The sequence below is a fragment of the Frateuria terrea genome, assembly GCF_900115705.1.
Taxonomy (GTDB): domain Bacteria; phylum Pseudomonadota; class Gammaproteobacteria; order Xanthomonadales; family Rhodanobacteraceae; genus Frateuria_A; species Frateuria_A terrea.
Genome location: NZ_FOXL01000005.1, coordinates 409,013 through 433,811 on the forward strand (window position 1 = coordinate 409,013; position 24,799 = coordinate 433,811).

Genomic DNA, 24,799 nt, shown 5'->3' on the forward strand with positions numbered 1-24,799 from the left:
AAAGCGGAGCCGCGCGGCTCCGCTTTTTTTTGCCCCAGCTCTTCAATCCGCTCGTCGAAAGGCGGGTTGAAACGCGTCTGGCGACGGTCTACCCGAGCACTTGCAGGGCTGGCTGCGCCTGGCCATCGCGTCCCAAATCATGGGCAATGTGGTTCAGCCGTTCGGCCAGAACCCGGGCATCCGGCGCACACACCGTGGCATGTCCCACCTTGCGCCCCGAGCGCGCCTGCTTGCCGTAGTCGTGCCAGTGTGCGTCCGTGGTGGTCAGCACCGGCGCCGGATCGGGCAGTTCGCCGATCCAGTTGAACATGCACGAAAGCCCGCGCGCACCGATGTCGCCCAGCGGCATGCCGAGCACGGCGCGCACATGGTTCTCGAACTGGCTCGTGTGCGCTCCCTCGATGGTCCAGTGGCCGGAGTTGTGCACACGGGGAGCCATCTCGTTACCCAGCAACTTGCCGTCCTTGACGAACAGTTCCAGCGCGAACACGCCCACGTAATCCAGGCGTTCGGCCAGCGTGCGGGCCAGTTCGGTAGCGCGCCGCTGCAGCTCGTCGATATCGGGGGCCGGCGCCAGGCTCAGGCTGAGCACGCCGTCGGTGTGCCAATTGCGGGTCAGCGGCCAGGTGCGGAAGTCGCCCTCGCGGCTGCGCACGGCGATTACCGACAGTTCGCGCTCGAACGGCACGAAGGCTTCCAGGATCAGGCCATGCGCGGCGCCCTGTGCACCCAGCGCAGCCCAGGCGGCATCGGCATCACCCACCGTCTTGAGGCGGAATTGGCCCTTGCCGTCGTAGCCCAGCCGGCGGGTCTTGAGGATCGCCGGCGCACCGACCTCGGCGATTGCCCGGCCCAGGTCTTCCCGGGTGTCGACGGCGACGAACGCCGGGGTGTCCAGCCCGCATTCGCGGAACAGCGTTTTCTCGGCAAGCCGGTCCTGCGCCACCGCCAATGCGCCCGGTACGGGCGAGACGGCAACACGCTCGGCCAGCCAGTGCGCGGTCTCGGCCGGCACGTTTTCGAAATCGAAGGTGACGACGTCAACCATCGAGGCAAAGCGCGCCAGCGCCTCGTAGTCCGTCCAGTCGGCCACCACCAGCGGCGCGACCTGCCCGGCGCAGGCGTCGCCCGCGCTGTCGACCACCAGCGTCTTGACGCCGAGCGGCGCGCCGGCGAGCGCCAGCATGCGCGCGAGCTGGCCGCCGCCGAGGATGCCCAGTACCGGTTGCCGACGCTCGCTCATGCCCGCGGGTCCGGCTGATCGAGCACGGCCTGCGTCTGCCGGGAACGGAAGCCATCGAGCTTCTGCGCAATAGCCGCATCGTGCAGCGCCAGCACCGAAGCGGCGAACAGTCCTGCGTTCACCGCACCTGCACGGCCGATCGCCAGGGTGCCGACCGGAATACCGGCGGGCATCTGCGCGATGGAGAGCAGCGAATCCATGCCGTTGAGCGCCTTGGACTGCACCGGCACGCCGAGCACCGGTACCCGCGTCTTGGCAGCCAGCATGCCGGGCAGATGCGCGGCACCGCCGGCGCCGGCAATGATCACCTCGATGCCGCGCGCAACCGCCTCCTCCGCGTAGCGGAATAGCAGATCGGGCGTACGGTGGGCCGAGACCACCCGCACCTCATGGGGTATGCCCAGCTCGTCCAGCACGGCGGCGGCGTGCTCCATGGTTTCCCAATCCGAACGGGAGCCCATCACCACGCCCACACGGGCCGGCTTGGCGGTCGATGTCATGGTTCTGCCATCCCAAAAGGGCTATTGTACGGGCTTTCCGCACGACACCCCACCATGGACAAGCGCCTGCTCGACATCCTGTGCTGCCCGGTCAGCAAGACGCCCGTTCGCCTGCTCGCGCGCGGCGAACTGGAGGCGATCAATGCCGCGATCGAGCGCGGCGAAATCGATACCGTCGCGGGCGCTCCGGTGCGTGAGCGTCTGGGCGAGGGTCTCATCACCGTCGACCACAAGGTCGTCTACCGCGTTGACGATGGCATCCCGGTCATGCTGCCCGAGGAGGGCATCGGTACCGTGCAATTGAAGGACTTTCCAGCCACCGCCTGAGGCGTCCATTCAAAAAAGTGAACGGCGCCATGCTTTTGCACACGGCGTCCACTAATGTGTACGCCAGTGCATGAGTCATTCACGTTTTCTCCCTTAAGGTCGGTTTTCACGTGGCCGGGCGGCCGTTTTCATCGGCAAAGGATGCTTCAGGGGTGTGGCGATGAAAGAAGCCAATGAGCCTAGCAAGGTCGTCAGTCTGGGCTCGCGCCAGGACTCGGCCGAACGTATCGGCGACCTGCTCGGTGCCGTGCGTGCGATTGCCGGCCGCCGCCTGCAGCTGTTGCTTGGCAATATGTTCGAACACGTCGACGATGCATTGTTCGACCTTGCCGAGAAAGCGGAGAACAACGCCGCCCAGATGCATTATTTCGACGGCATGCGCGAGGTCCGCAAGCGCAGGCCCATGGTCGAACGCAGTTTCCTTGCGCAGGTCAGCCGTGAACTGACCGGCCTCTCGGCCCGCACCGCTCCAGCCACCGCCGTGCCACCGCCCGCCGGGCCGCTAGAGCTGTCGCTGGTGGCTGAAAACGAGCTCGAGGAATCGCTCGCCATCACCAGCATGATCAGCAAGAACGAATCGCGCCTCGCGCGCGACCTGTTCGCCGTGAACCAGCGGCTGTCGGTGATCTGTGGCGGCATCAAGATCGACGAAAGCACCAACCCGGTCGCGCCGGCCGCGCTGGCCCAGGCGTTTCGCCAGGCGATGCGCGAGCTGACGGCGGAAATGCGCGTCAAGCTGATCATCTACAAGCTGTTCGATCGCTACGTGCTGTCCACGCTGGAAGAGCTGTACCAGGAAATCAACACCGAACTGGTGCGTGCCGGCGTGCTGCCGCAGCTGCGCCATGAGGTGGTGCGCGGCGACGCTTCAGCCGGTGCGACGGCTGCGCCCACGGCCGCAGGGAACAAGGCAGTCGTGGACGCCGTCGCTGGCGATACCGACAAGGAAGCCGAGCTTGCCAGCGAACTGCTGCACACCGTGCGCGCCCTGTTCAGTGCGCGCCGGGCCCAGTCCGGTGGCGTCGCTGCCAGCGCCGGCGCGGCAGGCGTGGTCGGCCATGGCGCGGCCATCGCGGTGCCGACCGCCAATGAGTTGCTTGGCGCGCTGAGCGTGCTGCAGAGCCAGCTGGCGACCGGGCCGCTGCCGAGCGCCGATGCAGTCGACCCGGCGGTGCTGAGCCGCGACGTTGCGCAGTTGAAGGAGCACCTGCTCGGCCAGCTGGGCGCGCTGCGTGGCGAGCGGCCCGGCCAGGTGTCGGCGATCGACGAGGACACCATCGACCTGGTGGGGATGCTGTTCGAATTCATTCTCGCGGACAGCACGCTGCCGGCGGAAATGCAGGTGTTGCTCGCGCGGCTGCAGATCCCCTATCTCAAGGCCGCGATTCTCGATCGGCGCCTGTTCGCCCATCGCCAGCACCCGGCGCGCCGCCTGCTTGACGGCCTTGCCGAACTGGCCAAGGGCTGGTCGCAGGAATCCGACCGGGACCACCGCGTCTACGAGAAGATCAAATCCATCGTCGAGTGCCTCCTGCACGATTTCGACGACGACATGAGCCTGTTCGAGCGCCTCGGCGGCGAGCTGCAGGCCTTCCACGAGCAGAGCCGCAAGCGTGCCGAGCTCGCCGAGCAGCGCGTCGCCGAATCGGCGCGTGGCCGCGAGAAACTCGAACTGGCGCGTCGTCGTGCGGCCCGCGAGATCCTCGACCGGATCGGCAGCCAGACGTTGCCACCGCTGATTCACGGCGTGCTGGCGCGTGCCTGGGCCAACCACCTGGTGTTGACCATTCTGCGCCAGGGCGAGGACTCCCCGGCTTTTGCCGAAGCGCTGCGCTTCGTCAACGAGTTCATAGCCAGTGCCCGCCCCGTCCACGGCGACGAGGACCGTCGCAGCCTGCTGCGTATGCTGCCCGGCATCGAGCGGGCATTGCGCCGTGGACTGGCCAACGTGGCCTTCCAGGAAAGCGACATAGAACGCCTGCTCGGCCAACTGCACGCCTACTATAGGCAACAGCTCGGCGAATCGGCGCCGGATACCAGTACGGAAGACGGGGTATTGCCGATTCCGGACAGCATCCAGCCGCTGCTTGACACCGAGTCTCGCGAGCCGGAACCGGAGTCGTTCCCGCCGACGCCCGCCACTGTGGACGACGGCGAACTCAGCCAAATCGAACAACTCAAGCCTGGCTCCTGGCTGGAATTCTGCCCCACCGGAGACGCGGTGACCCGCGCCAAGCTGTCGTGGATCAGCCCCATGAGCGGGCGCTACCTGTTCGTCAACCGTCGCGGGCTGAAGGTCGGCGACTACGCACCGCACGAGCTGGCTGCAGCCCTGGCCGCCGGCAGCGCGCGGATCCTGCCGTCCGAGCCCCTGTTCGACCGCGCAATGGGCGCCATCGTCGATCGCCTGAGCCAGGCAGCGGCGTCCGGCACGGGCGACCTGCCGTAGCTTCTCGCCCGCGGCGTACACCCGCATCGCGATTCTGCACCATCGCCTTCGCCGCCCCCGCCCTGCGGGGCGCGTCCGAAAAGGCGAGCCCGGGATTTCGCCGGCGTGGCTCAGCTATGCTTACGGGCTGCGGGAACCGGTAACGGACGCAAGTGACCTGCGTTCCTTTGCGCCCGCCGTCTTTTTCCACCGAACGGATGCCGCATGCCTGACGCGCTTTCCCTCGCCCCGCCCGACACCCGGCTGATCGACGCCGACGTCGAACGCGCCTTTGCCGAGGACCTTGGTGGCGGCGACGCCACTGCCGACCTGCTTCCGGCAGACGCCCTTGCCGAGGCAATGCTGACCTGTCGAGAGGATGCCGTGATTGCCGGCATCCCTTGGTTCGATGCCTGCTTCCGCAAGCTCGATCCCCAGGTGGCGATAGAGTGGCACGTGCTCGAGGGTGAGCGGGTAGCCGCCGGCAGCGTGATCTGCCATCTGCGCGGGCGCGCCCGGGCATTGGTCAGTGCGGAGCGCTCAGCGCTCAATTTCCTGCAATTGCTTTCGGGCACGGCCACGACCACCGCCGACTACGTGGCCGCCGTGGCCGGCACAGGGGTGCGCGTGCTGGATACGCGCAAAACCGTGCCCGGCCTGCGCCAGGCACAGAAATACGCCGTGCGTTGCGGCGGTGGCTACAACCACCGTATTGGCCTGTTTGATGCGATCCTCGTCAAGGAAAACCACATCGCCGCGGCTGGGGGGATCGAACCGGCCGTGTCCGCGGCGCGGCGTCTGCATCCGTCCTTGCTGCTGGAAATCGAGGTGGAAACGCTCGACGAGTTGCGCCGCGCGATCGACGCCGGCGTCGATCGCATCATGCTCGACAACTTCACTCCTGCGATGATGATCGAAGCCGTGGCGATCGCCTCCGGTCGTGTGCCGCTGGAAATCTCCGGCAACGTCGACCTGCAGACCATCGGCGGCTATGCGCGCACGGGCGTCGACTTCATCTCGGTGGGCGCACTGACCAAGCACGTACGCGCGATCGATCTGTCGCTGCGTCTGCGCCTATCCGATTGAGGCGGGGTTCGATGGCGCGTTTTGGCGATGTGCGGGAGATCCTGTCCATCCTGTTGCGCGAGGCTCAGGCACACGCCCTTTCCCCGTAGACCGGGAGCTGGCGCGCGCCGTGTCCACTGCGCGAACGGCACCTCGACTTGCACGCGCCCCGGGCCACCCACACACTGCCTGCATGAGTCAAGTTTCCGACCTCATCGCCCTGCTGGCGCTCTCCGGAGTCGCCGGCGCGTGGCTCAAGTTCACCCATGCCCGCGAGCGTGCGGTGGATGAGGCGCGCCAGCAGTGTGCCCAGCATGGGCTGCAGCTGCTCGACGAAACGGTGAGTTTGCGTAGCTTCCGCTGGCGACGCGTCGGCGGCAGCCGCCGGCTGGAGCTTGGCTATGCCTTCGAGGTCAGCGCGCACGGCGACGATCGGCTGGACGGTCGTTTGTGGATGCATGGAGAGCGGCTCGCGGGGTTGAGCCTGCCCAGCGACGGCGCGCCCCTGGGGACGGTCGAGCCGTCGCCATCGGCATTGCCTGACAACGTCGTTCCGTTACGACCCCGGCCGCCGCGGGCCGGCCCTTGAAGCGAACGGCCAGCCAGGCCGCAAGCCTGCCGGCTGACCGCCCTCTTCTTAACGAACCGGGCGAACGCGACTACTTCACCACCCGCAAATGCGGTGAGCGCTTGGGTTTATCCGGACCTTCGCCGGACGGACCGGGGCCATCCGGCCCGGGCGCCGGGGGTGGCGTGTCGCCCTCCTCGGCCGGAAACATCATCCCTTGTCCATTTTCCTGCGCATACAGGGCCAGCACGGCCTGCACCGGAATGCGGATTGCCTGGCTGACGCCCGAGAAACGCGCCTGGAAGCTGATGAAGTCGTTGCCCAGCTCCAGGCTGGCCACCGCGCGCATGGCAAGGTTGAGTACTACCTGGCCGTTCTTGATCACCTGTGGCGGAACGCGCACGCCCTCGACGGTAGCATCCACCAGCACATAAGGGGTCAGCTGGTTGTCGGTGATCCAGTCGTAGATCGCCCGCAGCAGGTACGGACGATTGGAGCTCATCGGCGGCGTGCGCTCGGTCATTGAGCCATGCCGGTCATGGACGCATCGCCCGTTCTTCGTTGGTCAGGCTGCGCGCGTAACCCTGGCTGTGGAACAGCCGCTCGCCGTAGTCGACGATCGGCTTGCCTTCGCGGCCCAGATCCACGCCCAGCCACGGCAGGCGCCATACCACCGGCGCAACCAGGCAGTCGACCAGGCTCATTTCCGGATTGAGGAAGAACTTGGCCGCCTTGAACAGCGGCAGCGATGCCAGCAGGTGCTCGCGCAGGCGCTTGCGCGCAGCATCGGCCGGGCGACCGCCAGAACGGATCGTGTCCACTTCCGGCAGCCAGTCGCGCTCGATGCGCACGGTCGCCAGGCGCAATCGCGCGCGCGACAGCGGGTCGATCGGCATCAGCGGCGGGTGCGGATAGCGCTCGTCCAGGTATTCGCAGACGACCGCGGTATCGTAAAGAGTCAGGTCACGGTCGACCAGGGTCGGCGTGGTGCCGTAGGGATTGAGGTCGAGCAGGTCTTCCGGCGGCTTGGCCGGGTCGACCAGGACACGCTCGTAGCTGACGCCCTTGGCCGCGAGCACCAGCCGCGCGCGATGGCACTGGATGTCGTCGGCGGTGGTGTACAGGGTCAGTACGGTACGCGAACGAGCGCTTTGCACCATGCGCTTTTCTCCCCTTCAATAAGCGATGCGGCGACGCGCACGTCGCCGCATCCGAGGCTGGTGGACGATCCGGTTTAGTGGACGTCCTTCCAGTATTCCTTCTTCAGTGCGTAGGCCAGCAAGGTGAACAGGGCCAGGAACAGGATCACCCAGATGCCATAGGCGTGCCGCTGCAGGGCGGCCGGCTCGGACACGTAGGCCAGGAAGTTGGTCAGGTCGCGGGCCGCCTGCTGGTACTGTGCGGGGGTCATGCGGCCAGGCTGGGACAGCTCCAGCTTTTCCACGTCCTCGCTGCCGGGCTTCTTCACCGCGGTCTGCACGCCCTGAAGTTCCCACAGCGGGAAGGGCATGGAGGCGTTCGGAAACACGGTGTTGTTCCAGCCCACCGGGCGGCTCGGATCAAGGTAGAAGCTGTTGAGGTAGCCGTACACCCAGTCGGCCGTACGCGCACGCACTTCCAGCGACAGATCCGGCGGTGCCTTGCCGAACCATTGCTTGGCCGAATCCTCCGGCATGTGCGAAACGACGGTGTCACCGAACTTGGCGCCCGTGAAGTTGAGGTTCTTCATCACCTCGTCTTCGGTCAGGCCAAGGTCTTCGGCCATGCGCTGGTAACGCTGGAACTTCAGCGAATGGCAACCGACGCAGTAGTTGAAGAACAGCCGCGCACCACGCTGCAGGGACGCCTGGTCACGCAGGTTGACGCCGGCCGAAGGCAGCTCGACGCCGCCCTCCGCGGCCATCGCCGAAACGCTTCCCAGCAGCAGGCCCAGCGCCAGCGCGGACGAAAAAAGAATCTGCTTCATCGAGAACTGTCGCTTAGTCATGCGTGGTCACCCGCTCCGGAACAGGCTTGGTCTTTTCCCAGCCAAGGTGCGTGTAGAACCACAGGAATACGAAGTAGCCGAAGTAGATCAGCGTCATCGTGCGACCGAACAGGTTCTCCCAGAAAGTCACGTTGACGTCGCCGAACAATTCCGGGATCAGCTCCGCGGTGATGTCGGTACCGATCGCGCCCAGCCCGAAGAAGGCAAACACGAACAGGCCCAGCGCCACCTTGTAACCCGTGCCGCGGTAGCGGATCGACTTGACCTTGCCCACGTCGATCCACGGCAGCGCGAATAGCACGGCGATCGCGCCGAACATTGCAAGCACGCCCCACACGGCGGTGCCGAAGGCCGACGGCACCATGCGTACGATCGCGTAGAACGGGGTGAAGTACCACACCGGCTTGATCAGCGGCGGCGTCGTCAGGTTGTTGGCGGGGATGAAGTTGTCGTGTTCCAGGAACCAGCCGCCGAACGTCGGCGCAAAGAAGATGATGAACGCGGCGATCAGCAGGAAGAAGCCCACGCCAACCAGGTCCTTCACCGTGTAGTACGGGTGGAACGGGATGCCATCGGCGGGCTTGAGCGCATCCCAGCGGTTGCCCTTGGGGCCCTTCTTGATCTCCACGCCGTCGGGGTTGTTCGAACCCACCTCGTGCAGCGCGGCGATGTGAAGCACCACCAGCAGCAACAGCACCAGCGGCAGCGCGATCACGTGCAGCGCAAAGAAGCGGTTGAGGGTGGCGTCGGCGGGCAGGTAGTCACCCATGATCCACTCGACCAGCGTGCTGCCGATCACCGGGATGGTGCCGAACAGCGAGATGATCACCTTGGCGCCCCAGAACGACATGTTGCCCCACGGCAGCACGTAGCCCATGAAGGCCTCGGCCATCAGCACCAGGAAGATCAGCATGCCCAGCAGCCACACCAGCTCGCGCGGCTTCTTGTACGAGCCGTACAGCAGGCCGCGGAACATGTGCAGGAACACCACCACGAAGAACAGCGACGCGCCGGTGGAATGCATGTAGCGGATCAGCCAGCCCCACTCGACGTCGCGCATGATGTACTCGACCGATGCGAAGGCTTCCGCCGCGCTGGTCTTGTAGTTCATGGTGAGGAAGATGCCGGTGACGATCTGGTTGACCAGCACCAGCAGCGCCAGCGAGCCGAAGTAGTACCAGAGGTTGAAGTTCTTCGGCGCGTAGTACTCGGTCATGTGCTTGCGGTAGGCAGGCATCATGCCGGGGGCGCGCTCGTTGACCCAGTCGCCCATGCGGGTGAATACGTTAGCCATCAGCCGGCCTCCTTGGGATCGACGCCGATCTGGATGTGCGTGTCATCCGCGAAGTGGTACGGCGGCACCTGCAGGTTCTTCGGTGCGGGCACGCCGGAGAAGACGCGGCCGGAGAGGTCGTAGCGCGACTTGTGGCATGGGCAGAAGAAGCCGCCCTTCCAGTTCGGATCGAACGGCTCGGGCTTGATCTGGGGGAAGAACTCCGGCACGCAGCCCAGGTGGGTGCAGATGCCGATCACGACCAGCCACTCGGGCTTGATCGCGCGGTCCGGGCCCTTGATGTAGTCCGGCTGCTGGTCGACCGTCGAGTCGGGGTCGACCAGGCGCGGCGCCAGGCTCGGCAACACCGCCAATTGCTCCTTGGTCCGACGGACCACGAAGACCGGCAGGCCGCGCCACGCGTAGTCGACCTTCTGACCCATTTCGATCTTGCTGATATCGGCCGTGACCGGCGCTCCGGCGGCCTTGGCGCGGGCGCTTGGCTCCCAGGACTTTATGAAGGGCACGGCTGCCGCGACGACTCCGACGGCACCGACCACGGAAGTGGTCGCTGTCAGGAAGCGGCGGCGGCCATGATCGACGACTTCGTTCGCCATCAGGCTCTCCGGTACATGCATTGCCATTGAGATGCGAGCCCCGTTTGGGAGCCTGCAAAAATCGCGTTAGTGTAGCGTCAGGGCCTGGCCCGTACAATCAATCGCACAAGGGGAGAACGCCGCCCCGCGCGCCTCCCGAAGTCCGGCCCCACGCAAACCATTGAACCCATGAAGAACGCCGCCGGCGCGCTCGCCTTTATCGTCCGCTTCGTCATCCTGGGACTGGCACTGGCCTTCGTGGTCGGTTTGTTCTGGCCGGGCAGCGGCGACCGCCTGCGCGAGCGCTTCGGCCTGGACCACCCGTCGCAACCGGCCGCCATCCTCCAGGCAGCGGCGCCAGCACCGGGCAACGGGCCGGTGTCCTACGCCGATGCCGTGGCCAGGGCGGCGCCCGCGGTGGTCAACATCTACGCCAACAAGATGGTCACCGCGCGCGCCGTGCAGATGTACGACGACCCGGTGCTGCAGCGGCTGTTCGGCGGCCTGCCCACTGGCCCGGCGTACAAGCGTCCGCAGCAGGTGCTCGGTTCGGGCGTGATCGTCAGCGGCAAGGGCTACGTGCTGACCAACAACCACGTCATCTCCAACGCCGACGACATCCAGGTGCTGCTCTACGACGGACGCATCGCCAAGGCCACGCTGGTCGGCGCGGACGAGGAGACTGACCTGGCGGTGCTCAAGATCGACGCCGGCAACCTGCCGGTGGCGAAGATCGCCGACAGCCACGCGCTTCGTGCGGGCGATGTAGTGCTGGCCATCGGCAATCCGCTGGGCCTCAACCAGACGGTGACCATGGGCATCGTCAGTGCGGTCGGGCGGCAGCTGTCCAGCTCCAGCGCGGAGGACTTCATCCAGACCGATGCGGCGATCAACTTGGGCAATTCCGGCGGCGCGCTGGTCAATGCCAAGGGCGAACTCGTCGGCATCAACACGCTGCTGATCGGACGCCAGGCGAACGCCGAGGGCATCGGTTTCGCCATTCCCATCGGCAACGCCAAGAACGTGCTGGACCAGATCATCGCCACCGGGCACGTGGTGCGCGGCTGGCTGGGCGCCGACTATGCCTTCGTGCCCGTGGCTGCCGACAGCGGCCTGCCAGCGGCGGCGCGCGGTGCACAGGTGACGGACGTCTATCCGGGCGGTCCAGCGGCGCTGGCCGGCATCCAGCCGCACGACATCCTGCTGCGCATCGGCACCGACGACATCCTCGACCCGGCCGACCTGCGCCGCCACGAGGCAGCGCTCAAGCCAGGCAGCAAGGTGGAGCTGTCGGGCCTGCGCAACGGCGCACCGTTCCATACCGAGGTTACTTTGGCGCGCCGTCCGCCGCTGCAGGCGCGCGCCACGCTGGATGGCTGAGCCAGCCGGATTCCGGACCGCCCACAGCTAACCCCCTTGGGTCCCACTGCCGTGCGGAAGCTGGAGAAATCCGCTGTTGCCGCCGTTGATGTTCATGCCTCGCGGCGCCTCAGGGCGCGCCGCTGCTCCGCATTGCTGTCATCGGGCCATGCACCGCCGCGCCATAGCGCCGACGCAGCTCGCCCACGCGTTTGACGTACACCTGCGTCTCGGCAAACGGCGGCACGCCGTTGTAGCGGAGCACGGCGCCCGGTCCTGCGTTGTAAGCCGCCGCGGCCAGTCGTTCGTCGCCGCCGAAGGTCCTGAGCAGCTGCGCCAGGTAGCGCGCGCCGCCTCGGATGTTCTGCCCTGCGTCGAAGGCATCCAGCACACCCATGTCGCTGGCCGTGCCCGGCATCAACTGCATCAGGCCCTGTGCTCCCTTGAGCGAAAGCGCATTGGGGTTGAATGCGCTCTCGGCATGGATCACCGCACGCAGGAATGCTTCGTCCACGCCCGATTCCACGCTGGCAAGCCGGATTGCATCCGTGTAAGCGGTGAGGTTCAGGCGCGTCCGGCTCCAGTCGATGGTCGAATGCAGGTTGCAGGCGACGCAGGTGGCGATATAGGTGAACAACGTGGTGACCGCTCGCCCCTTGCCGCCGCCGGGGCTGAGGTTGGTGTACTCGACCGAGCCGTCGGCCTTCTCCACGCGGTAGACCGCACCACGCAGCACCCGGTCGGTCGGCGCCGGGGTCGCCGCGCTCTCGGTGCCCTCGCGATAGTTCCAGCCGCCAGCACTGGCCAACCGCGCGGTGGTATCGACCGAGCCCTCGACGCTGGCCAACGAAACCAGCTTCGCCGTGGTCTCCACCCAGCCGTGCACGCCGGCCAGCGAGGCGGCCGGCTTCCTGACGCGGACCGGCGCCGTCCTGCGTCGGCTGTCGGCAAACGAAGCCACCTTGCGGCAACCGCTGTAGCCGGCCGTGGTGCTGCTGAAGACGGTCTCCCCGCCGGGCCCGGTGCACTGGTAGAGCGCCCCGGCGTGCGCCGCTGGCAACCACAGCAAGCCGCCGAGCAGCGCACAGGCCAGCGCGACCCTGTAGAGGATCGATCGACCCGGGAAAGCAGCGGAAGTCACGCCGGCGCTCTCCCCTTGGCGTGCGGCGGCAAACATGCGCGGAGTGTGCCCTCACGATAGAGAGGAAGCCAGCGCCGCCGTGTGGTTTCGTGCGCAGCGGCAAGCATTCGCGAGAGGGACAGCGTTTGACCTGCCTGTCCGCGGGGGTGCCCCCCCGCCACGCTTCGCAGCGACGCCCGGGCCATCGTCTCGACGGCATCCCACCATCCATCGCCTCCGCAAGTGCTTGATCCAAACCATAAACTGGCACCGCACGAAGCACCCGCGTAAACTGCGCGGTTCGGCGCCCACCCGCTGGCGCCCCAGGACACACGGTATATCGGCCATGAGCGGCAAGCTTTTCATCAAGACCCACGGCTGCCAGATGAACGAGTACGACTCGGCCAAGATGGCCGACGTGCTCAAGGCTTCGCACGGCCTGGAACTGACCCAGGACGAGTCCGAGGCGGACGTCATCCTGATCAACACCTGCTCGATCCGCGAGAAGGCGCAGGAGAAGGTGTTCAGCCAGCTCGGCCGCTGGAAGGAGTTCAAGCAGGGCGGCAAGCCGGTGCTGATCGGCGTCGGCGGCTGCGTGGCCTCGCAGGAGGGCGAGGCGATCATCAGGCGCGCGCCGTTCGTCGATCTGGTGTTCGGCCCGCAGACGCTGCATCGCCTGCCCGAGCTGATCGAGGCCAAGCGCGAGACCGGCAAGGCGCAGGTGGACATCTCCTTCCCCGAGATCGAGAAATTCGACCGCCTGCCCGAGCCGCGCGCCGAAGGCCCGACCGCCTTCGTCTCGATCATGGAAGGCTGCTCCAAGTACTGCAGCTACTGCGTGGTGCCCTACACCCGCGGCACCGAGATCAGCCGTCCGTTCGATGACGTGTTGGTGGAAGTGGCGCAGTTGGCCGAACAGGGTGTGCGCGAAGTCACTCTGCTGGGCCAGAACGTCAACGCCTACCAGGGCCCGATGCACGACGGCGGCACTGCGGATCTTGCCGTGCTGATCCACGCCATTGCGCAGATCGAATCGATCGGGCGCATCCGCTTCACCACTTCGCACCCGCTGGAATTCTCCGATTCGCTGATCGAGGCCTACGCGAGCGTGCCCAAGCTCGCCAACTTCCTGCACCTGCCGGTGCAGGCTGGCTCGGACCGCATCCTCACCGCCATGAAGCGCGGCTACACCACGCTCGAGTTCAAGCAGAAGATCCGCAAGCTGCGCGCCGTGCGCCCGGACATCTGCATCAGCTCGGACTTCATCGTGGGCTTCCCGGGGGAAACCGAGGAGGACTTCGAGAAGACGATGAAGCTGATCGAGGACGTCGGTTTCGACCAGAGCTTCTCTTTCATCTTCTCCGCGCGCCCCGGCACGCCGGCGGCAAACCTGGCCGACGACACGCCGTCGGAGACCAAGCATGCGCGCCTGTCGCGGCTGCAGGCGGCGATCAACGAAAACGCCCGCCGCATCAACGAGGCGATGGTCGGTACCGTGCAGCGCGTGCTGGTGGAAAAGCCCAGCCGCAAGAACCCGAACGAGCTTACCGGTCGCACCGAGAACATGCGCTTTGTGAACTTCCCCGGCAACGCGCGGCTGATCGGCCAGTTCATCGACGTCCAGATCACCGAAGCCATGACCAACTCGCTGCGCGGGCGCGTGCACCTGGCCGAGGAAACGGCCGTCGCCTGATACAAGCCTCTCTCCCCGCGGGAGAGGGGTCGATTGAGGGTCCGGCCCTTGCGGCATGCTTCAAGCGAAGCGCTTGAGCCGAACCATCATCCGTCTATCGGCTCCTTCTCCCGGACGGAGAGGGCTCACTCTCTGACTTTTTCGCGAACCCATGACCAACGGCCTCAACGAACGCGACTTCGCCCTCGACCCGGAAGACAACGCCCGGCTGGCCAACTTGTGCGGCCCGTTCGACGAGCACCTGCGCCAGGTCGAATTGCGCCTGGGCGTGGAAATCGACCACCGCGGCAACCTCTTCAAGGTGATCGGCGAAGAGGCGCCGGCGCGCGCCGCCGAAAAGGTGCTCCGCGCGCTCTATACCGGTACCGAGGGCCAAACGCTCACCGGCGCGCAGATCAACCTGCAACTGGCTGAATCGGGCATCGACGCCATGGTCGACGAGGCCGCCGAGGGTGCGCAGGAGGTGGTGATCAAGGTCAAGCGCGGCGTGATCAAGGGCCGCGGTCCAAGCCAGGCGCGCTACCTGCATGCCATCGCCACGCACGACATCAATTTCGGCGTGGGCCCGGCCGGCACCGGCAAGACCTACCTGGCGGTGGCCAGCGCGGTCGAGGCGTTGGAGGCCAACCGCGCGCAGCGCCTGCTGCTGGTGCGCCCGGCGGTGGAAGCGGGCGAGAAACTCGGCTTCCTGCCGGGCGACCTCAGCCAGAAGGTCGATCCCTACCTGCGCCCGCTCTACGACGCCTTGTACGAAATGCTCGGCTTCGAGAAGGTCGCCAAGCTGATCGAGCGCAACGTGATCGAGATCGCGCCGCTGGCCTATATGCGTGGTCGCACGCTCAACGATTCCTACGTGATCCTCGACGAGGCGCAGAACACCACCGTCGAGCAGATGAAGATGTTCCTCACGCGCATCGGCTTCGGCTCGGTGGCGGTGATCACCGGCGACGTCAGCCAGGTCGACCTGCCGCGCCACGTCCGCTCGGGCCTTCGCCACGCGGTGGAGGTGCTGCGCGGCGTCGACGGCATCAGCTTCACGTTCTTCACTTCGCGCGACGTCGTGCGCCATCCGCTGGTGGCCAAGATCGTGCGGGCCTACGAGTCGTTCGAACAGGCGGGGAACGGGGAACAGGGACCCGGCAACACCAAGGGCGGCGCGGCGTGATTGCGACGGCCAACGGGCGGTCGGCAAAGCCGCAATCGGTCGTGGCCGTGAGCTATGCGGTCGCTCGCGCCGGCGTGCCGTCAACGGCCAGCTTCCGCCAGTGGGTCGAGGCGGCATTGCGCGGCGCCAGGCGCCGCAAGCGCGCCGAGGTCGCCATCCGCATCGTCGACGCAGAAGAGGGGCTGGCGCTCAACCGCGACTACCGCGGCAAGGCCTACGCGACCAACGTACTCTCCTTCCCCGCCGAGCTGCCGCCCGGCGTCGACCTGCCGCTGATCGGCGACCTGGCCATCTGCGCTCCGGTGGTCGCCCGCGAAGCGGCCGAGCAGGGCAAGAAACCACGCGATCATTGGGCGCACCTGACCGTGCACGGCACGCTCCACTTGCTGGGCTACGACCATATCGAGGACGGCGAGGCCGAGGCGATGGAATCCCTGGAAGCGAGCATCCTGGCCACGCTGGGCATTGCCGACCCCTACGCTTAGCGAAACGTTGCCCGCTCTTCTCCGGAAACGGGTTCTGACAAAGCGGCCGCCTGCTTGTGCCCTGAATCCCCACGGTTTTTCCGCTAGACTCCGGCTTTCCGCCCGTTCGTGGGCCGCTCTTCCCTGAGTTGATGAACGACGACCCTGGCAGTACCAACGGCCCGGCCCCCCACCGCTCCTGGTGGGATCGTCTGGGCCACCTGTTTTCCGGCGAACCGCGCAACCGCGACGAACTGATCGAGGAATTGCGCGCCGCCCAGGCCAATGGCCTGCTCTCCAACGACACCCTCACCATGGTCGAGGGTGCGCTCAAGGTCACCGAGCTCAGCGTGGACGACGTGATGGTGCCGCGTGCGCAGATCGTGATGATCGCGGCGGACGCGTCCCTGCCCGACATCCTGGCCAAGGTGGTCGAATCGGGGCACTCGCGCTTCCCCGTGCATGGCGAGGACAAGGACGAGATCCTTGGCATCCTGCTGGCCAAGGACCTGCTCAAGTACTTCGGCGACGGCGCCGGTTTCGACCTCGCGCAGTTGCTGCGTCCGGCGGTGCTGATACCCGAATCGATGCGCCTGAACGTGCTGCTGGCCGAGTTCCGCCGCTCGCGCAACCACATGGCGCTGGTGGTGGACGAATACGGCGGCGTCGCCGGGCTGATCACCATCGAGGACGTGCTCGAACAGATCGTCGGCGAAATCGACGACGAACACGACGACGAAGACGAGCCGAGCCTGATGCACGAGTTGCCCGGCGGCGGCTGGATGGTCAGCGCGCTCACCCCGATCGCCGACTTCAACGAACAGACCGGCGCCAGCTTCTCCGATGAAGAGTTCGACACCGTCGGCGGCATGGCGACCGCCGAGTTCGGCCACTTGCCCGAAGCGGGCGAGGAAGTGGTGTTCGGCGGCTACCTGTTCATCGTCACCGAAGCCGACGATCGGCGCGTGCAGCAGTTCCGCGTCAACCGGCAGACGGCCGATGCCTGAGGCCGCCCTCCTCGTCCCCACAACGCCGGCCAATTCCTCGCAGCCTCTCCCCGCATACGGGCAGAGGAGCGCACGGTTTGCCGCAGCCGGCGTTCTCTCCCTCCTGCAGGCCGGCGCCGGATCGCGCTTTTCTGCCAACAGGCTTTGGCTGATCTGCCTCGTCCTGCTGCTTGCCTTCAACCTCCGCCCCGCCCATGCCGGCGTCGCCAATGCTCCCGGCGCAAACATCGAAGTGTCGCTGGTCACTTACGGTCCCGGCGAGACGTACTGGGAACGCTTCGGGCACGACGCCATCGAGCTGCGCGACACCGTCAGCGGCGAGGCCTTCAACTTCAACTACGGCGTGTTCGACTTCGACGAGCGCGGATTCCTGCTCAACTTCGCCCGCGGCCGCATGCATTACCTGATGGATGCCGAGCCCACCACGCTCGACGAAAACTGGTACATCCAGGCCGGCCGCTCCGTGACCCGCCAGCGACTGGATCTGGCACCTGAGCAAGCCGCCGCGTTGCGCGACTTCCTGCTGTGGAACCTGCGCCCGGAAAACGCGCGCTACGACTACGACTACTACGTCGACAACTGCACCACCCGCGTGCGCGACGCGCTGGACCGCGCGCTGGGCGGCGTGCTGAAAACCCAGCTCACCACCCGCCACGGCGGCATGACCTACCGCCAGCAGACCGACCGCCTGATGAGCGCGCAACCCTGGCTGATGCTGCTGCTCGACCTGGGGCTGGGCCCTTATGCCGACCAGCCGCTCAACGCCTGGCAAGAGAGCTTCCTGCCCGCCGTGCTTTCGCGTGAGATGGACGGCGTGCAGGTCAGCGGCCCACAAGGCATGCACCCCCTCGTAGCCGACCGTGTCCTGGTCGCGCCCAATCGCCTCGAAACGCCCCCGGTCACGCCGCCCGACCTGCGCCTGCCGCTGGCCCTGGCGGGGCTCGTCCTGGCCGCCCTGGTAGTGCTGACCCGGCGCTTCTGGCCTCTCGGCCTCACCCTGCTCGGCACCATCTATCTGGTGCTGGCGGGGGTAGTGGGCATCGGGCTGCTCGTCCTGTGGCTGTTGACCACCCACCACGCTGCCTGGGCCAACGCCAACCTCCTGCTCTTCAACCCACTCGCCCTCATGTTGCTGCCAACCGCATGGCGTGCGCGGCGCGGCGTGCCCGCCTCACGCCTGGCTGATGTCGTGCTCGTGATACAGCTGCTCGCCCTGCTCGTCGCCGTGCTGCTGCACCTGCTCCCCGGCACCGCGCAGCAGAACCAGCCCTGGCTGCTGTTCGCCATGCCGGCGTGGCTGGCCATCGCCTGCACGCTTCGAGGCGCCCACCCCGCTTAATCACCAGCAAGCGATTTCTGTTCGATCTTGGCGCGGAAAACCTGGCTTAGCGATCTGGCGAAACTCGCCGTCATGTGTTGCGAGTCCCGGAAGACGATGAACCCGTCACGTTGCGCCTGGCAGATGCCCTGAGGGCATATCTGGTCGTTGAGGTCGAGGACAGATACGTTTGGGTAAGGCCGGCTGGCCACTTGCAACCAGTGGTAGACGGCTTCATTGGTTCTGCCCGCAGGCGCCGAACAGCTTCCAAGCGACGCCAGCCACTCGGGACGGCCTTGGTGCGAGGCGAGACAATCAGGGCCATCGAATGGCAAGTGCGGCGTGCTTCGCAACAGATAGATTTGGCCCGACGCAGCAGCGAGGGGAGCCAGTATCCGTCCGGTGCCTTCCATCCACTGGTTTGCCGAGAATGCGTAGGTGGAAACCGAGCCAAGGATGACGGTATCTGGCTTGATCTCCGTCAGGTACGTCACTGCGCGCTGCCGCCAGGCCGAACATTCCACGTACATGCGGCCGATCCGCTGGTAGAAGAGCGGCTCGTCGACCATCGGGCAGGACGACTTGGTGATCACCAGCAGGCGCCAGTCGGGCCGGTCATAGGCTTGCGCAACCGCCGGAAACCACTGGCCGGCAATACTGTCCCCCATAAGCACGGCCGTATGGTGAGCATCCTTTGCGCCAAAGCCGCAAACGCGCAGCGCGTCGCTTGTGTACCACTCGTCACAACCCATGCGATAGATCGCCGGCGCATCCGCGTGAGCCTTGGCCAAGCGCCGATACTGCGGACTGCGCTCCAGACTGGATGCGTGGTTGTACCAGCGCAAGCACATCAAGCTCGCCAGGGTCATCACCGCCAGCGCAATCGCCACGGTCATGGGCGGCCGAGCCAGCCACACGCGGCGATGCCGGGTGGGAGTCTCCACCATTAGATACGAAAGTATGGCAAGCACCAGCGAGGCGGCGATAGCGCAAGCACGGAGGATCGGGCTATCGGATGAATACAGCGCGCGGGCGAGTAGAAGCACCGGCCAATGCCAGAGATACCAAGCGTAGGAAACGCGCCCCAGCAGTTGCAGCGGGCGCCAAGCGAGGATGCGTGAGATTCCGACATCGTGCACGCCCGCCGCGATGATCGCCACGGCCCCCAACGTGGGCAGTACCGACCATCCGCCAGGGTAAGGGACGTTCGAGGTCAGCGTCGTGGCCGCCGCCACGATGGAAACCAGCCCAAGCCAGCCCATGACATCCAAGATACGTGCCCGCGCGCCTACGCGGGCACTGCCGGGCGCCCTCTTAGAGAGCCATACCAAGGCGCCAAGAGCAAACTGCCAGGCGCGCAGGGGCATCATGTAGAAGGCCAGCCGCGGAGCGGTATAGGTCAGTACGATGCAAGCAGCGAGGCTTACCGCCACGATGACGGCCATCCCGATCTTTAGCCGCCGGAGGCCTCCGGACTGCCTGCTCGCGCCGCCCCACAACCACGCAAGAAGCGCCGGCCATAACAGATAGAACTGTTCTTCGACGCCCAGCGACCAGGTATGCAGAAACAGGTTGCCCTCGGCACCACTGGAAAAGTAATCCAGCCTCCCGAACGCAAAATGGATGTTGCTCAACCAGAAGGCCGCACTGGCCGCGGCTCCGGCCTGCTCTTTCTGGTCGCCGGGCGCCAGCAGCAACTTCGCGCACACGCCGACGACCAGCAACATCGTGAGCAGGCCGGGCAGCAAGCGCCTCAACCGGCGCACGTAGAACTCGCTGAAACCCACCGATCCCGTATCGGTGAGTTCGCGAAGCAGCAAGCCGGTAATCAGGTACCCCGAGAGGACGAAGAATACGTCCACCCCAACGAAGCCGCCGGGCAGCCAGGGCACACCCGCATGTGCTGCCACGACCAGCAGGATCGCAACCGCCCGCAAGCCTTCCAGATCGCCGCGGTAGCCAAGGCGGTATTCGTTTGCGTGCATGGGCTCCCCCCAACAGGCCGTACGACATGATTGCACGGCTCCATGCAACGCGACCGCCACCGTAGCGACAGCACACCGGTACCCTTACCATCAGGCCTATGCCCACGCCCACGAACAATATGGTCGTCAACTGCATCGCCTATCGTGGCGACGGCACCCGCATCGGCGAGATCACCCTCGATGCGATCAGCGACGTTCTGCAGGAGCCCGGTACCTTCGTCTGGGTTGGGCTGCACGAGCCGGATGCGGCGCTGCTGCTCAAGCTGCAGGAAGAATTCGACCTGCATGACCTGGCCATCGAGGATGCCCACAAGGCACACCAGCGCACCAAGCTTGAGGCCTACGGCGACTCGCTGTTTCTGGTGGTGCAGACCGCCCAGCTTCTCGACGGCAACCTCGCCTTCGGCGAGACGCAGATCTTCTTCGGTGCGCGCTACCTGGTGACCGTTCGCCACGGCGCCTCGCTGTCCTATGCACCCGCGCGCCGGAGCTGCGAGCAGGCGCACGAACTGATGCGCAACGGGCCCAGCTATGGCCTCTACGGCGTGCTCGATTTCATCGTGGACAATCTGCTGCCGATCATCCGCGACTTCCGCGAAGAGCTGCACCGGCTGGAGGCGGACATCTTCGCCGAGACCTTCAAGCGCAGCACGGTGCGCCGCCTGTACGACATGCAGCGCGACCTGATGACCCTGCGCCTGGCGGTCGCGCCGCTGCAGGACATTACCAGCCAGCTGGTGCGGCTGCATCCGCAGCTGATCCCTGACGAATTGCGCGTTTACTTCCGTGACGTCTACGACCACGTGTTCCGCGTCAATGAATCGATCAGCGCCATGCGCGAGATGCTCGGCGCGGCGATCAACGTCAATCTGTCGCTGGTTACCTTTGGCCAGAACGAGGTGATGAAGCGCCTCGCTGGCTATGCGGCACTGCTGGCCGCCCCGACACTGATCACCAGTTGGTACGGCATGAACTTCACTCACATGCCCGAACTGGACAAGCCGTGGGCCTATCCCGTCGCGATCGTAGTGGTCGTGGGCGTAGTGGGCGGGATCTACACCTGGCTCAAGCGGGTGAAGTGGTTGTAGGACACTGCCAGCCCGCTCGCATCGGCCATCCCTGTCGCGCGTCAGGGTTTCCAAGAAAAAGCGGCGACCGATCGGCCGCCGCTGGTGCAATGAGGATTCAGTGGCCGCGGGCGGCCTCGCCTTGTCCCGAGGTCCACCGCTTCAGCCACGCGTTCACCGTCTCGTGCCACATCACGCTGTTCTGCGGCTTGAGGACCCAGTGGTTCTCGTCCGGGAAGGTGAGGAATTCGCTCGGAATGCCGCGGCGCTGCAGCGCGGTGAACGCACCCAGGCCCTGGGTGATCGGAATGCGGAAATCATGCCCGCTGTGCACGACCAGCGTCGGCACGCGCCAGTCCTTGACGTGGTCGATCGGGTTGAAGCGCTCGTAGTTTTCCGGATGCTCGAACGGCGTGCCGCCGTTCTCCTTCTCCTCGAACCACAACTCCTCGGTGGCGTAATACATCATGCGGGCGTCGAACACGCCGTCGTGGTCGACCAGGCACTTCCACGGCTCGTTCCAAACGCCGGCGATCCAGTAAACCATGTAGCCGCCGTAGCTGGCACCCAGCGCGCAGGCGTTGTCGGCATCGAGGAAGCTGTACTTGTCCAGCGCAGCCTTCCAGCCGGCCTTGAGGTCTTCCAGCGGCTTGCCGCCCCAGTCGCCCGAGATCGAATCGGTGAACGCCTGGCCGTAGCCGGTCGAACCATGGAAGTTCACGGTGACCACCGCAAAGCCCTGCCCCGCATAGGTCTGCGGGTTCCAGCGGTAGCTCCAGTCGTTGGTCATGGCGCCCTGTGGACCACCGTGGATGATGAAGGCGACCGGATACTTCTGCCCGCGCTTGTAGCCCACCGGCTTGACCACGTAGCCCTGCACCTGCTCGTTGTTCCAGCCCTTGAAGGTGAAGAACTCGAAGTCGCCCATTTTCGCGTTCTTCAGCCGTTTGGCATTGAAGTGGGTGACCTGTTTCAAGCCGTGACCGCGGGCATCGGTCAGATACAGATCGACCGGGCGCTTCAGATCGTCGCGTGCCAGCAGCAGCTTGCCGTTCTGTAGCGAATAGCCGCCCACCGCGCCCTCACCCACCAGCTTGCTGACCTTGCCGCTGGCAGCATCGATGGCAAACAGCGGGTGCTGGCCCTCCTCGTCGGCGGTCGCATAGAGCGTCCTGCCGTCGGAGGCGATCGTCAGCGCGCCGGGCGAGCGATCCCACTGCGGATCGATTTCGTGCGTGGCGCCGCTCTGCAGGTCCATCGCCATGACCGCGAAGCGATCGGCCTCGAATGCGGGCTTCTTCATGGCGAGGTAATACAGCGTCTTGCCGTCCGGCGAAGGCACCGGGTAGGCGTCCCATGCCTTGTTCGCCGCGGTAAGGTTCTGCGGCGCGGCTAAACCATCCGCAGGCACCCGGTAAACATCGAAATTGGTCGACCACGGTTCGCTGCTGCCGGCGATGCGCACGTCGAAGTACACGGTGCGGCCGTCCGGCGAGAAGGCGAACTCACTCTCGTCGCCGAAGGGTTTGCTGGGAACGTCACCATCGATGCCGCGGCTGAGCAGCGTCGGCTCGGCCGGCAGCATGCCGGTGCCGTCGAAGCGGGCGATGAAAAGCTGGTTGCGCCGGCCGTCGGACCAGGCGTCCCAGTGGCGCACGAACAGCTTGTTGTAGACGGTGCCGGTGGCCTTGTTCTTCGCACGGCCGTCGATGCGCTCCTTGGTGCAGGCCAGGTCTGCGCAGTCGGTATAGACCTCGTAGGAAAGCAACACGCTCTTGCCGTCCGGTGAAAGCTTGTAGCCACCCAGGTCTAGCGAACCGTGGCTGACCTGCACCGCCGCCTTGTGCCCGGCCAGGTCCAGGTTGTCGCCCGTGCCGAGATCCAGCCGCCACAACTGCGCCACGCCATCGGCGGAGGCCACGTAGTACAGGCCGTACCCATCGGGAGCCCAGCGAGCGGAGCTGCCCTTGTCCGCCACCTTGACCGGCGCGCCGCCCTTCTTCAGGTCCAGTACGTAGATCGCGTTGATGCCCTTGTTGGCCGCGTAATCCGTGCTGCGCACGCCGAACGCGGCATAGCGCCCATCGGGCGACAGTTGCGGGTCGCTGACACGATCCATCATCACCAGGTCGCGCACGTTGAATGGGTGCGGAGCGTGGGTTTCGAGGTCGACGGCCAGTGCCGGTGTGGCGAGCAGGCCGAGTGCTAAAGCGGCGAACAGCGGCTTCATGGTGCGATTCCCTTCAGATGGGTCAGCGGGCCACGGTACGGGTCGGCGTACCGGGACGCAAGGAAGGCCGAATCCGCCGGCCAACATACGGCGCCGTGCGGCGCGTCACACGGAACCGGGGCGCGCTGGTATGAAATCTGCGTGAATCCCGGCGTCCAAACAGGGGTCTTCCCACCATGCACCGAACGCATATCGCACGGGGTTTCACCTTGATCGAGTTGATGATCGTGGTCGCGATCATCGCCATCCTTGCGGCCATAGCCATACCGGCCTACCAGGATTACACCATCCGCGGCCAAGTCACCGAGGGTCTGAGCCTGTCCACAGGGGCCAAGGCGGCCGTGTGGGACTTCGTGTCCAACCGAGGTCGCTTCCCCAGCGGAAACGAATCGGCGGGGCTGCCTTCCAGTACATCGATCGTCGGTACCTATGTCTCGAAGGTTGACGTGTCCGGGGGGCGGATTACGGTCGACTTCCGCGGCCAAGGTGCGAACAAGGCCATTCGCGACCAGCAGTTGGTCCTTTCGCCGATCGACCAGGGTGGCAGCATCACCTGGACCTGCACGCCCAGCACCCTCCCGGGGAAGTACCTCCCGAGCGTTTGCCGCAACTAGCCTGCGGCAGCCAGAAACTGCCCATAAGTGTCACTTTTCGACAGAAACCAGGGAGCTGTTCGTCACGAACCAGATCACACTGGCAGATGGCTCGGGTACAGCAGCCTCCGTCTTGTATGCCTTTCGTGAACATGTGCACAATCAGCCTCGTCGTAGGTATGCGGAAATACGGCGGCGGCAAACGTGGCACACAAACTGCTTCGTTCGGCCGTGAGCTTCCTGGTCGTTCCTGACCGCGCATATGGGTCCGATTCCGCCTAGGGGGATCCGGGACCGGGGCTCAGGGGGCATCACTTCGGTTAGCTAACAGATAGAGGAACCACCATGAAGAAGAATCTCCAGAAGGGCTTCACCCTGATCGAGCTGATGATCGTGGTCGCGATCATCGCGATCCTGGCGGCCATCGCCATCCCGGCCTACCAGGACTACACCATCCGCTCGCAGGTCTCCGAGGGCATGAGCCTGTCGGATGGCGCCAAGACCGCGGTTGCCGAGTACTACTCAAATAAGGGCACGTGGCCGCTGAGCAATGGTTTGGCGGGACTCTCCACGTCGACCGACATCAAGGGTAGTTACGTTCAGTCTGTCTCCGTGGACAGCGGCAAAATCACTGCCACCTACTCGTCGGCCTCACCGGAAAAGGCCAGCACCAAAATCAACACCAAGACGCTCGTCCTCTCGCCCATTGCTAATAACGGCAGCGTCTCCTGGACGTGCGACAAGGGCACGGTCGACAAGAAGTATCTGCCGTCCAGCTGCCGCGAATAAGGTTGATCAAAGCAGTATGCCA

Annotated in this window: 23 protein-coding genes; 13 read left to right on the plus strand and 10 right to left on the minus strand. The window is 65.6% G+C overall.

Features of this window, described 5'->3' with window-relative positions; translation table 11 throughout:
• Positions 1-88: 88 nt before the first annotated feature.
• Positions 89-1,243, minus strand: coding sequence for a 5-(carboxyamino)imidazole ribonucleotide synthase (locus BMZ38_RS10975; protein ID WP_091337308.1), 1,155 nt, complete (start codon positions 1,241-1,243; stop codon positions 89-91).
• Positions 1,240-1,743: a 5-(carboxyamino)imidazole ribonucleotide mutase gene (gene purE / locus BMZ38_RS10980; protein WP_091337310.1), complete on the minus strand. Its 504-nt coding sequence runs from the start codon at positions 1,741-1,743 to the stop codon at positions 1,240-1,242. The genes BMZ38_RS10975 and purE overlap by 4 nt, the downstream gene beginning before the upstream one ends.
• Positions 1,744-1,797: 54 nt before the next feature.
• On the opposite strand from purE, the gene BMZ38_RS10985 reads away from it, so the two are divergent.
• The 4 genes from BMZ38_RS10985 to BMZ38_RS11000 all read left to right on the plus strand — a co-directional run bounded on the left by BMZ38_RS10985 (position 1,798) and on the right by BMZ38_RS11000 (position 6,152).
• On the plus strand, positions 1,798-2,070 hold the full coding sequence (locus tag BMZ38_RS10985; protein WP_091337312.1) for a Trm112 family protein: 273 nt from the start codon (positions 1,798-1,800) through the stop codon (positions 2,068-2,070).
• A 160-nt stretch (positions 2,071-2,230) separates the two neighbouring features.
• On the plus strand, positions 2,231-4,519 hold the full coding sequence (locus tag BMZ38_RS10990; RefSeq protein ID WP_091337314.1) for a DUF1631 domain-containing protein: 2,289 nt from the start codon (positions 2,231-2,233) through the stop codon (positions 4,517-4,519).
• A 204-nt stretch (positions 4,520-4,723) separates the two neighbouring features.
• Positions 4,724-5,584 carry a carboxylating nicotinate-nucleotide diphosphorylase gene (gene nadC, locus BMZ38_RS10995; protein WP_091337316.1) on the plus strand — a complete coding sequence of 287 codons (861 nt, stop codon included), beginning with the start codon at positions 4,724-4,726 and terminating at the stop codon, positions 5,582-5,584.
• 172 nt (positions 5,585-5,756) lie between these two features.
• Positions 5,757-6,152, plus strand: coding sequence for a DUF3301 domain-containing protein (locus BMZ38_RS11000; RefSeq protein WP_091337318.1), 396 nt, complete (start codon positions 5,757-5,759; stop codon positions 6,150-6,152).
• A 70-nt stretch (positions 6,153-6,222) separates the two neighbouring features.
• On the opposite strand, the gene BMZ38_RS11005 is transcribed toward BMZ38_RS11000, so the two are convergent.
• The 5 genes from BMZ38_RS11005 to petA all read right to left on the minus strand — a co-directional run bounded on the left by BMZ38_RS11005 (position 6,223) and on the right by petA (position 10,008).
• The gene (locus tag BMZ38_RS11005; protein WP_091337497.1) at positions 6,223-6,633 is read right to left on the minus strand and encodes a ClpXP protease specificity-enhancing factor; all 411 of its coding nucleotides are present in this window, start codon (positions 6,631-6,633) and stop codon (positions 6,223-6,225) included.
• A 34-nt stretch (positions 6,634-6,667) separates the two neighbouring features.
• Positions 6,668-7,291, minus strand: a complete 624-nt coding sequence (locus BMZ38_RS11010) for a glutathione S-transferase N-terminal domain-containing protein (protein ID WP_091337320.1) — start codon at positions 7,289-7,291, stop codon at positions 6,668-6,670.
• Between the two features lie 74 nt (positions 7,292-7,365).
• The gene (locus tag BMZ38_RS11015) at positions 7,366-8,118 is read right to left on the minus strand and encodes a cytochrome c1 (protein WP_425431888.1); all 753 of its coding nucleotides are present in this window, start codon (positions 8,116-8,118) and stop codon (positions 7,366-7,368) included.
• Positions 8,111-9,412 (minus strand): cytochrome b, encoded by a 1,302-nt coding sequence (locus tag BMZ38_RS11020; protein WP_091337325.1) that lies wholly within the window; start codon positions 9,410-9,412, stop codon positions 8,111-8,113. The genes BMZ38_RS11015 and BMZ38_RS11020 overlap by 8 nt, the downstream gene beginning before the upstream one ends.
• Positions 9,412-10,008: a ubiquinol-cytochrome c reductase iron-sulfur subunit gene (gene petA, locus BMZ38_RS11025; RefSeq protein ID WP_091337327.1), complete on the minus strand. Its 597-nt coding sequence runs from the start codon at positions 10,006-10,008 to the stop codon at positions 9,412-9,414. The genes BMZ38_RS11020 and petA overlap by 1 nt, the downstream gene beginning before the upstream one ends.
• A 168-nt stretch (positions 10,009-10,176) precedes the next feature.
• On the opposite strand from petA, the gene BMZ38_RS11030 reads away from it, so the two are divergent.
• The gene (locus BMZ38_RS11030; protein WP_091337329.1) at positions 10,177-11,367 is read left to right on the plus strand and encodes a S1C family serine protease; all 1,191 of its coding nucleotides are present in this window, start codon (positions 10,177-10,179) and stop codon (positions 11,365-11,367) included.
• A 109-nt stretch (positions 11,368-11,476) separates the two neighbouring features.
• On the opposite strand, the gene BMZ38_RS11035 is transcribed toward BMZ38_RS11030, so the two are convergent.
• On the minus strand, positions 11,477-12,487 hold the full coding sequence (locus BMZ38_RS11035) for a lytic transglycosylase domain-containing protein (RefSeq protein ID WP_245747296.1): 1,011 nt from the start codon (positions 12,485-12,487) through the stop codon (positions 11,477-11,479).
• A 325-nt stretch (positions 12,488-12,812) separates the two neighbouring features.
• Between BMZ38_RS11035 and miaB the strand changes: the two genes are divergently transcribed.
• The 5 genes from miaB to BMZ38_RS11060 all read left to right on the plus strand — a co-directional run bounded on the left by miaB (position 12,813) and on the right by BMZ38_RS11060 (position 18,134).
• The gene (gene miaB / locus BMZ38_RS11040) at positions 12,813-14,159 is read left to right on the plus strand and encodes a tRNA (N6-isopentenyl adenosine(37)-C2)-methylthiotransferase MiaB (RefSeq protein ID WP_091337333.1); all 1,347 of its coding nucleotides are present in this window, start codon (positions 12,813-12,815) and stop codon (positions 14,157-14,159) included.
• Between the two features lie 151 nt (positions 14,160-14,310).
• Positions 14,311-15,324, plus strand: coding sequence for a PhoH family protein (locus BMZ38_RS11045; protein WP_091337335.1), 1,014 nt, complete (start codon positions 14,311-14,313; stop codon positions 15,322-15,324).
• 41 nt (positions 15,325-15,365) lie between these two features.
• Positions 15,366-15,809 carry an rRNA maturation RNase YbeY gene (gene ybeY, locus BMZ38_RS11050; protein ID WP_425431887.1) on the plus strand — a complete coding sequence of 148 codons (444 nt, stop codon included), beginning with the start codon at positions 15,366-15,368 and terminating at the stop codon, positions 15,807-15,809.
• 131 nt (positions 15,810-15,940) lie between these two features.
• Positions 15,941-16,795, plus strand: coding sequence for a CorC family transporter (locus BMZ38_RS11055; RefSeq protein WP_091337338.1), 855 nt, complete (start codon positions 15,941-15,943; stop codon positions 16,793-16,795).
• Positions 16,788-18,134 carry a lipoprotein N-acyltransferase Lnb domain-containing protein gene (locus tag BMZ38_RS11060; RefSeq protein WP_091337340.1) on the plus strand — a complete coding sequence of 449 codons (1,347 nt, stop codon included), beginning with the start codon at positions 16,788-16,790 and terminating at the stop codon, positions 18,132-18,134. Before BMZ38_RS11055 ends, BMZ38_RS11060 begins: the two co-directional genes overlap by 8 nt.
• Here the strand turns inward: BMZ38_RS11060 and BMZ38_RS11065 are convergent.
• Positions 18,131-20,098 carry an acyltransferase family protein gene (locus BMZ38_RS11065; RefSeq protein ID WP_091337342.1) on the minus strand — a complete coding sequence of 656 codons (1,968 nt, stop codon included), beginning with the start codon at positions 20,096-20,098 and terminating at the stop codon, positions 18,131-18,133. The genes BMZ38_RS11060 and BMZ38_RS11065 overlap by 4 nt on opposite strands.
• A gap of 98 nt (positions 20,099-20,196) precedes the next feature.
• Between BMZ38_RS11065 and BMZ38_RS11070 the strand changes: the two genes are divergently transcribed.
• Positions 20,197-21,186 (plus strand): magnesium and cobalt transport protein CorA, encoded by a 990-nt coding sequence (locus tag BMZ38_RS11070; RefSeq protein WP_245747295.1) that lies wholly within the window; start codon positions 20,197-20,199, stop codon positions 21,184-21,186.
• A 97-nt stretch (positions 21,187-21,283) separates the two neighbouring features.
• On the opposite strand, the gene BMZ38_RS11075 is transcribed toward BMZ38_RS11070, so the two are convergent.
• Positions 21,284-23,395: a dipeptidyl-peptidase 5 gene (locus BMZ38_RS11075; protein WP_091337346.1), complete on the minus strand. Its 2,112-nt coding sequence runs from the start codon at positions 23,393-23,395 to the stop codon at positions 21,284-21,286.
• 176 nt (positions 23,396-23,571) lie between these two features.
• Between BMZ38_RS11075 and BMZ38_RS11080 the strand changes: the two genes are divergently transcribed.
• Together BMZ38_RS11080 and BMZ38_RS11085 are read left to right on the plus strand one after the other, a co-directional pair.
• Complete coding sequence (locus tag BMZ38_RS11080; RefSeq protein WP_091337348.1) at positions 23,572-24,009, plus strand: pilin; 438 nt, start codon at positions 23,572-23,574, stop codon at positions 24,007-24,009.
• A 324-nt stretch (positions 24,010-24,333) separates the two neighbouring features.
• Positions 24,334-24,777, plus strand: a complete 444-nt coding sequence (locus tag BMZ38_RS11085) for a pilin (protein WP_091337350.1) — start codon at positions 24,334-24,336, stop codon at positions 24,775-24,777.
• The last annotated feature ends 22 nt before the right edge of the window (positions 24,778-24,799 follow it).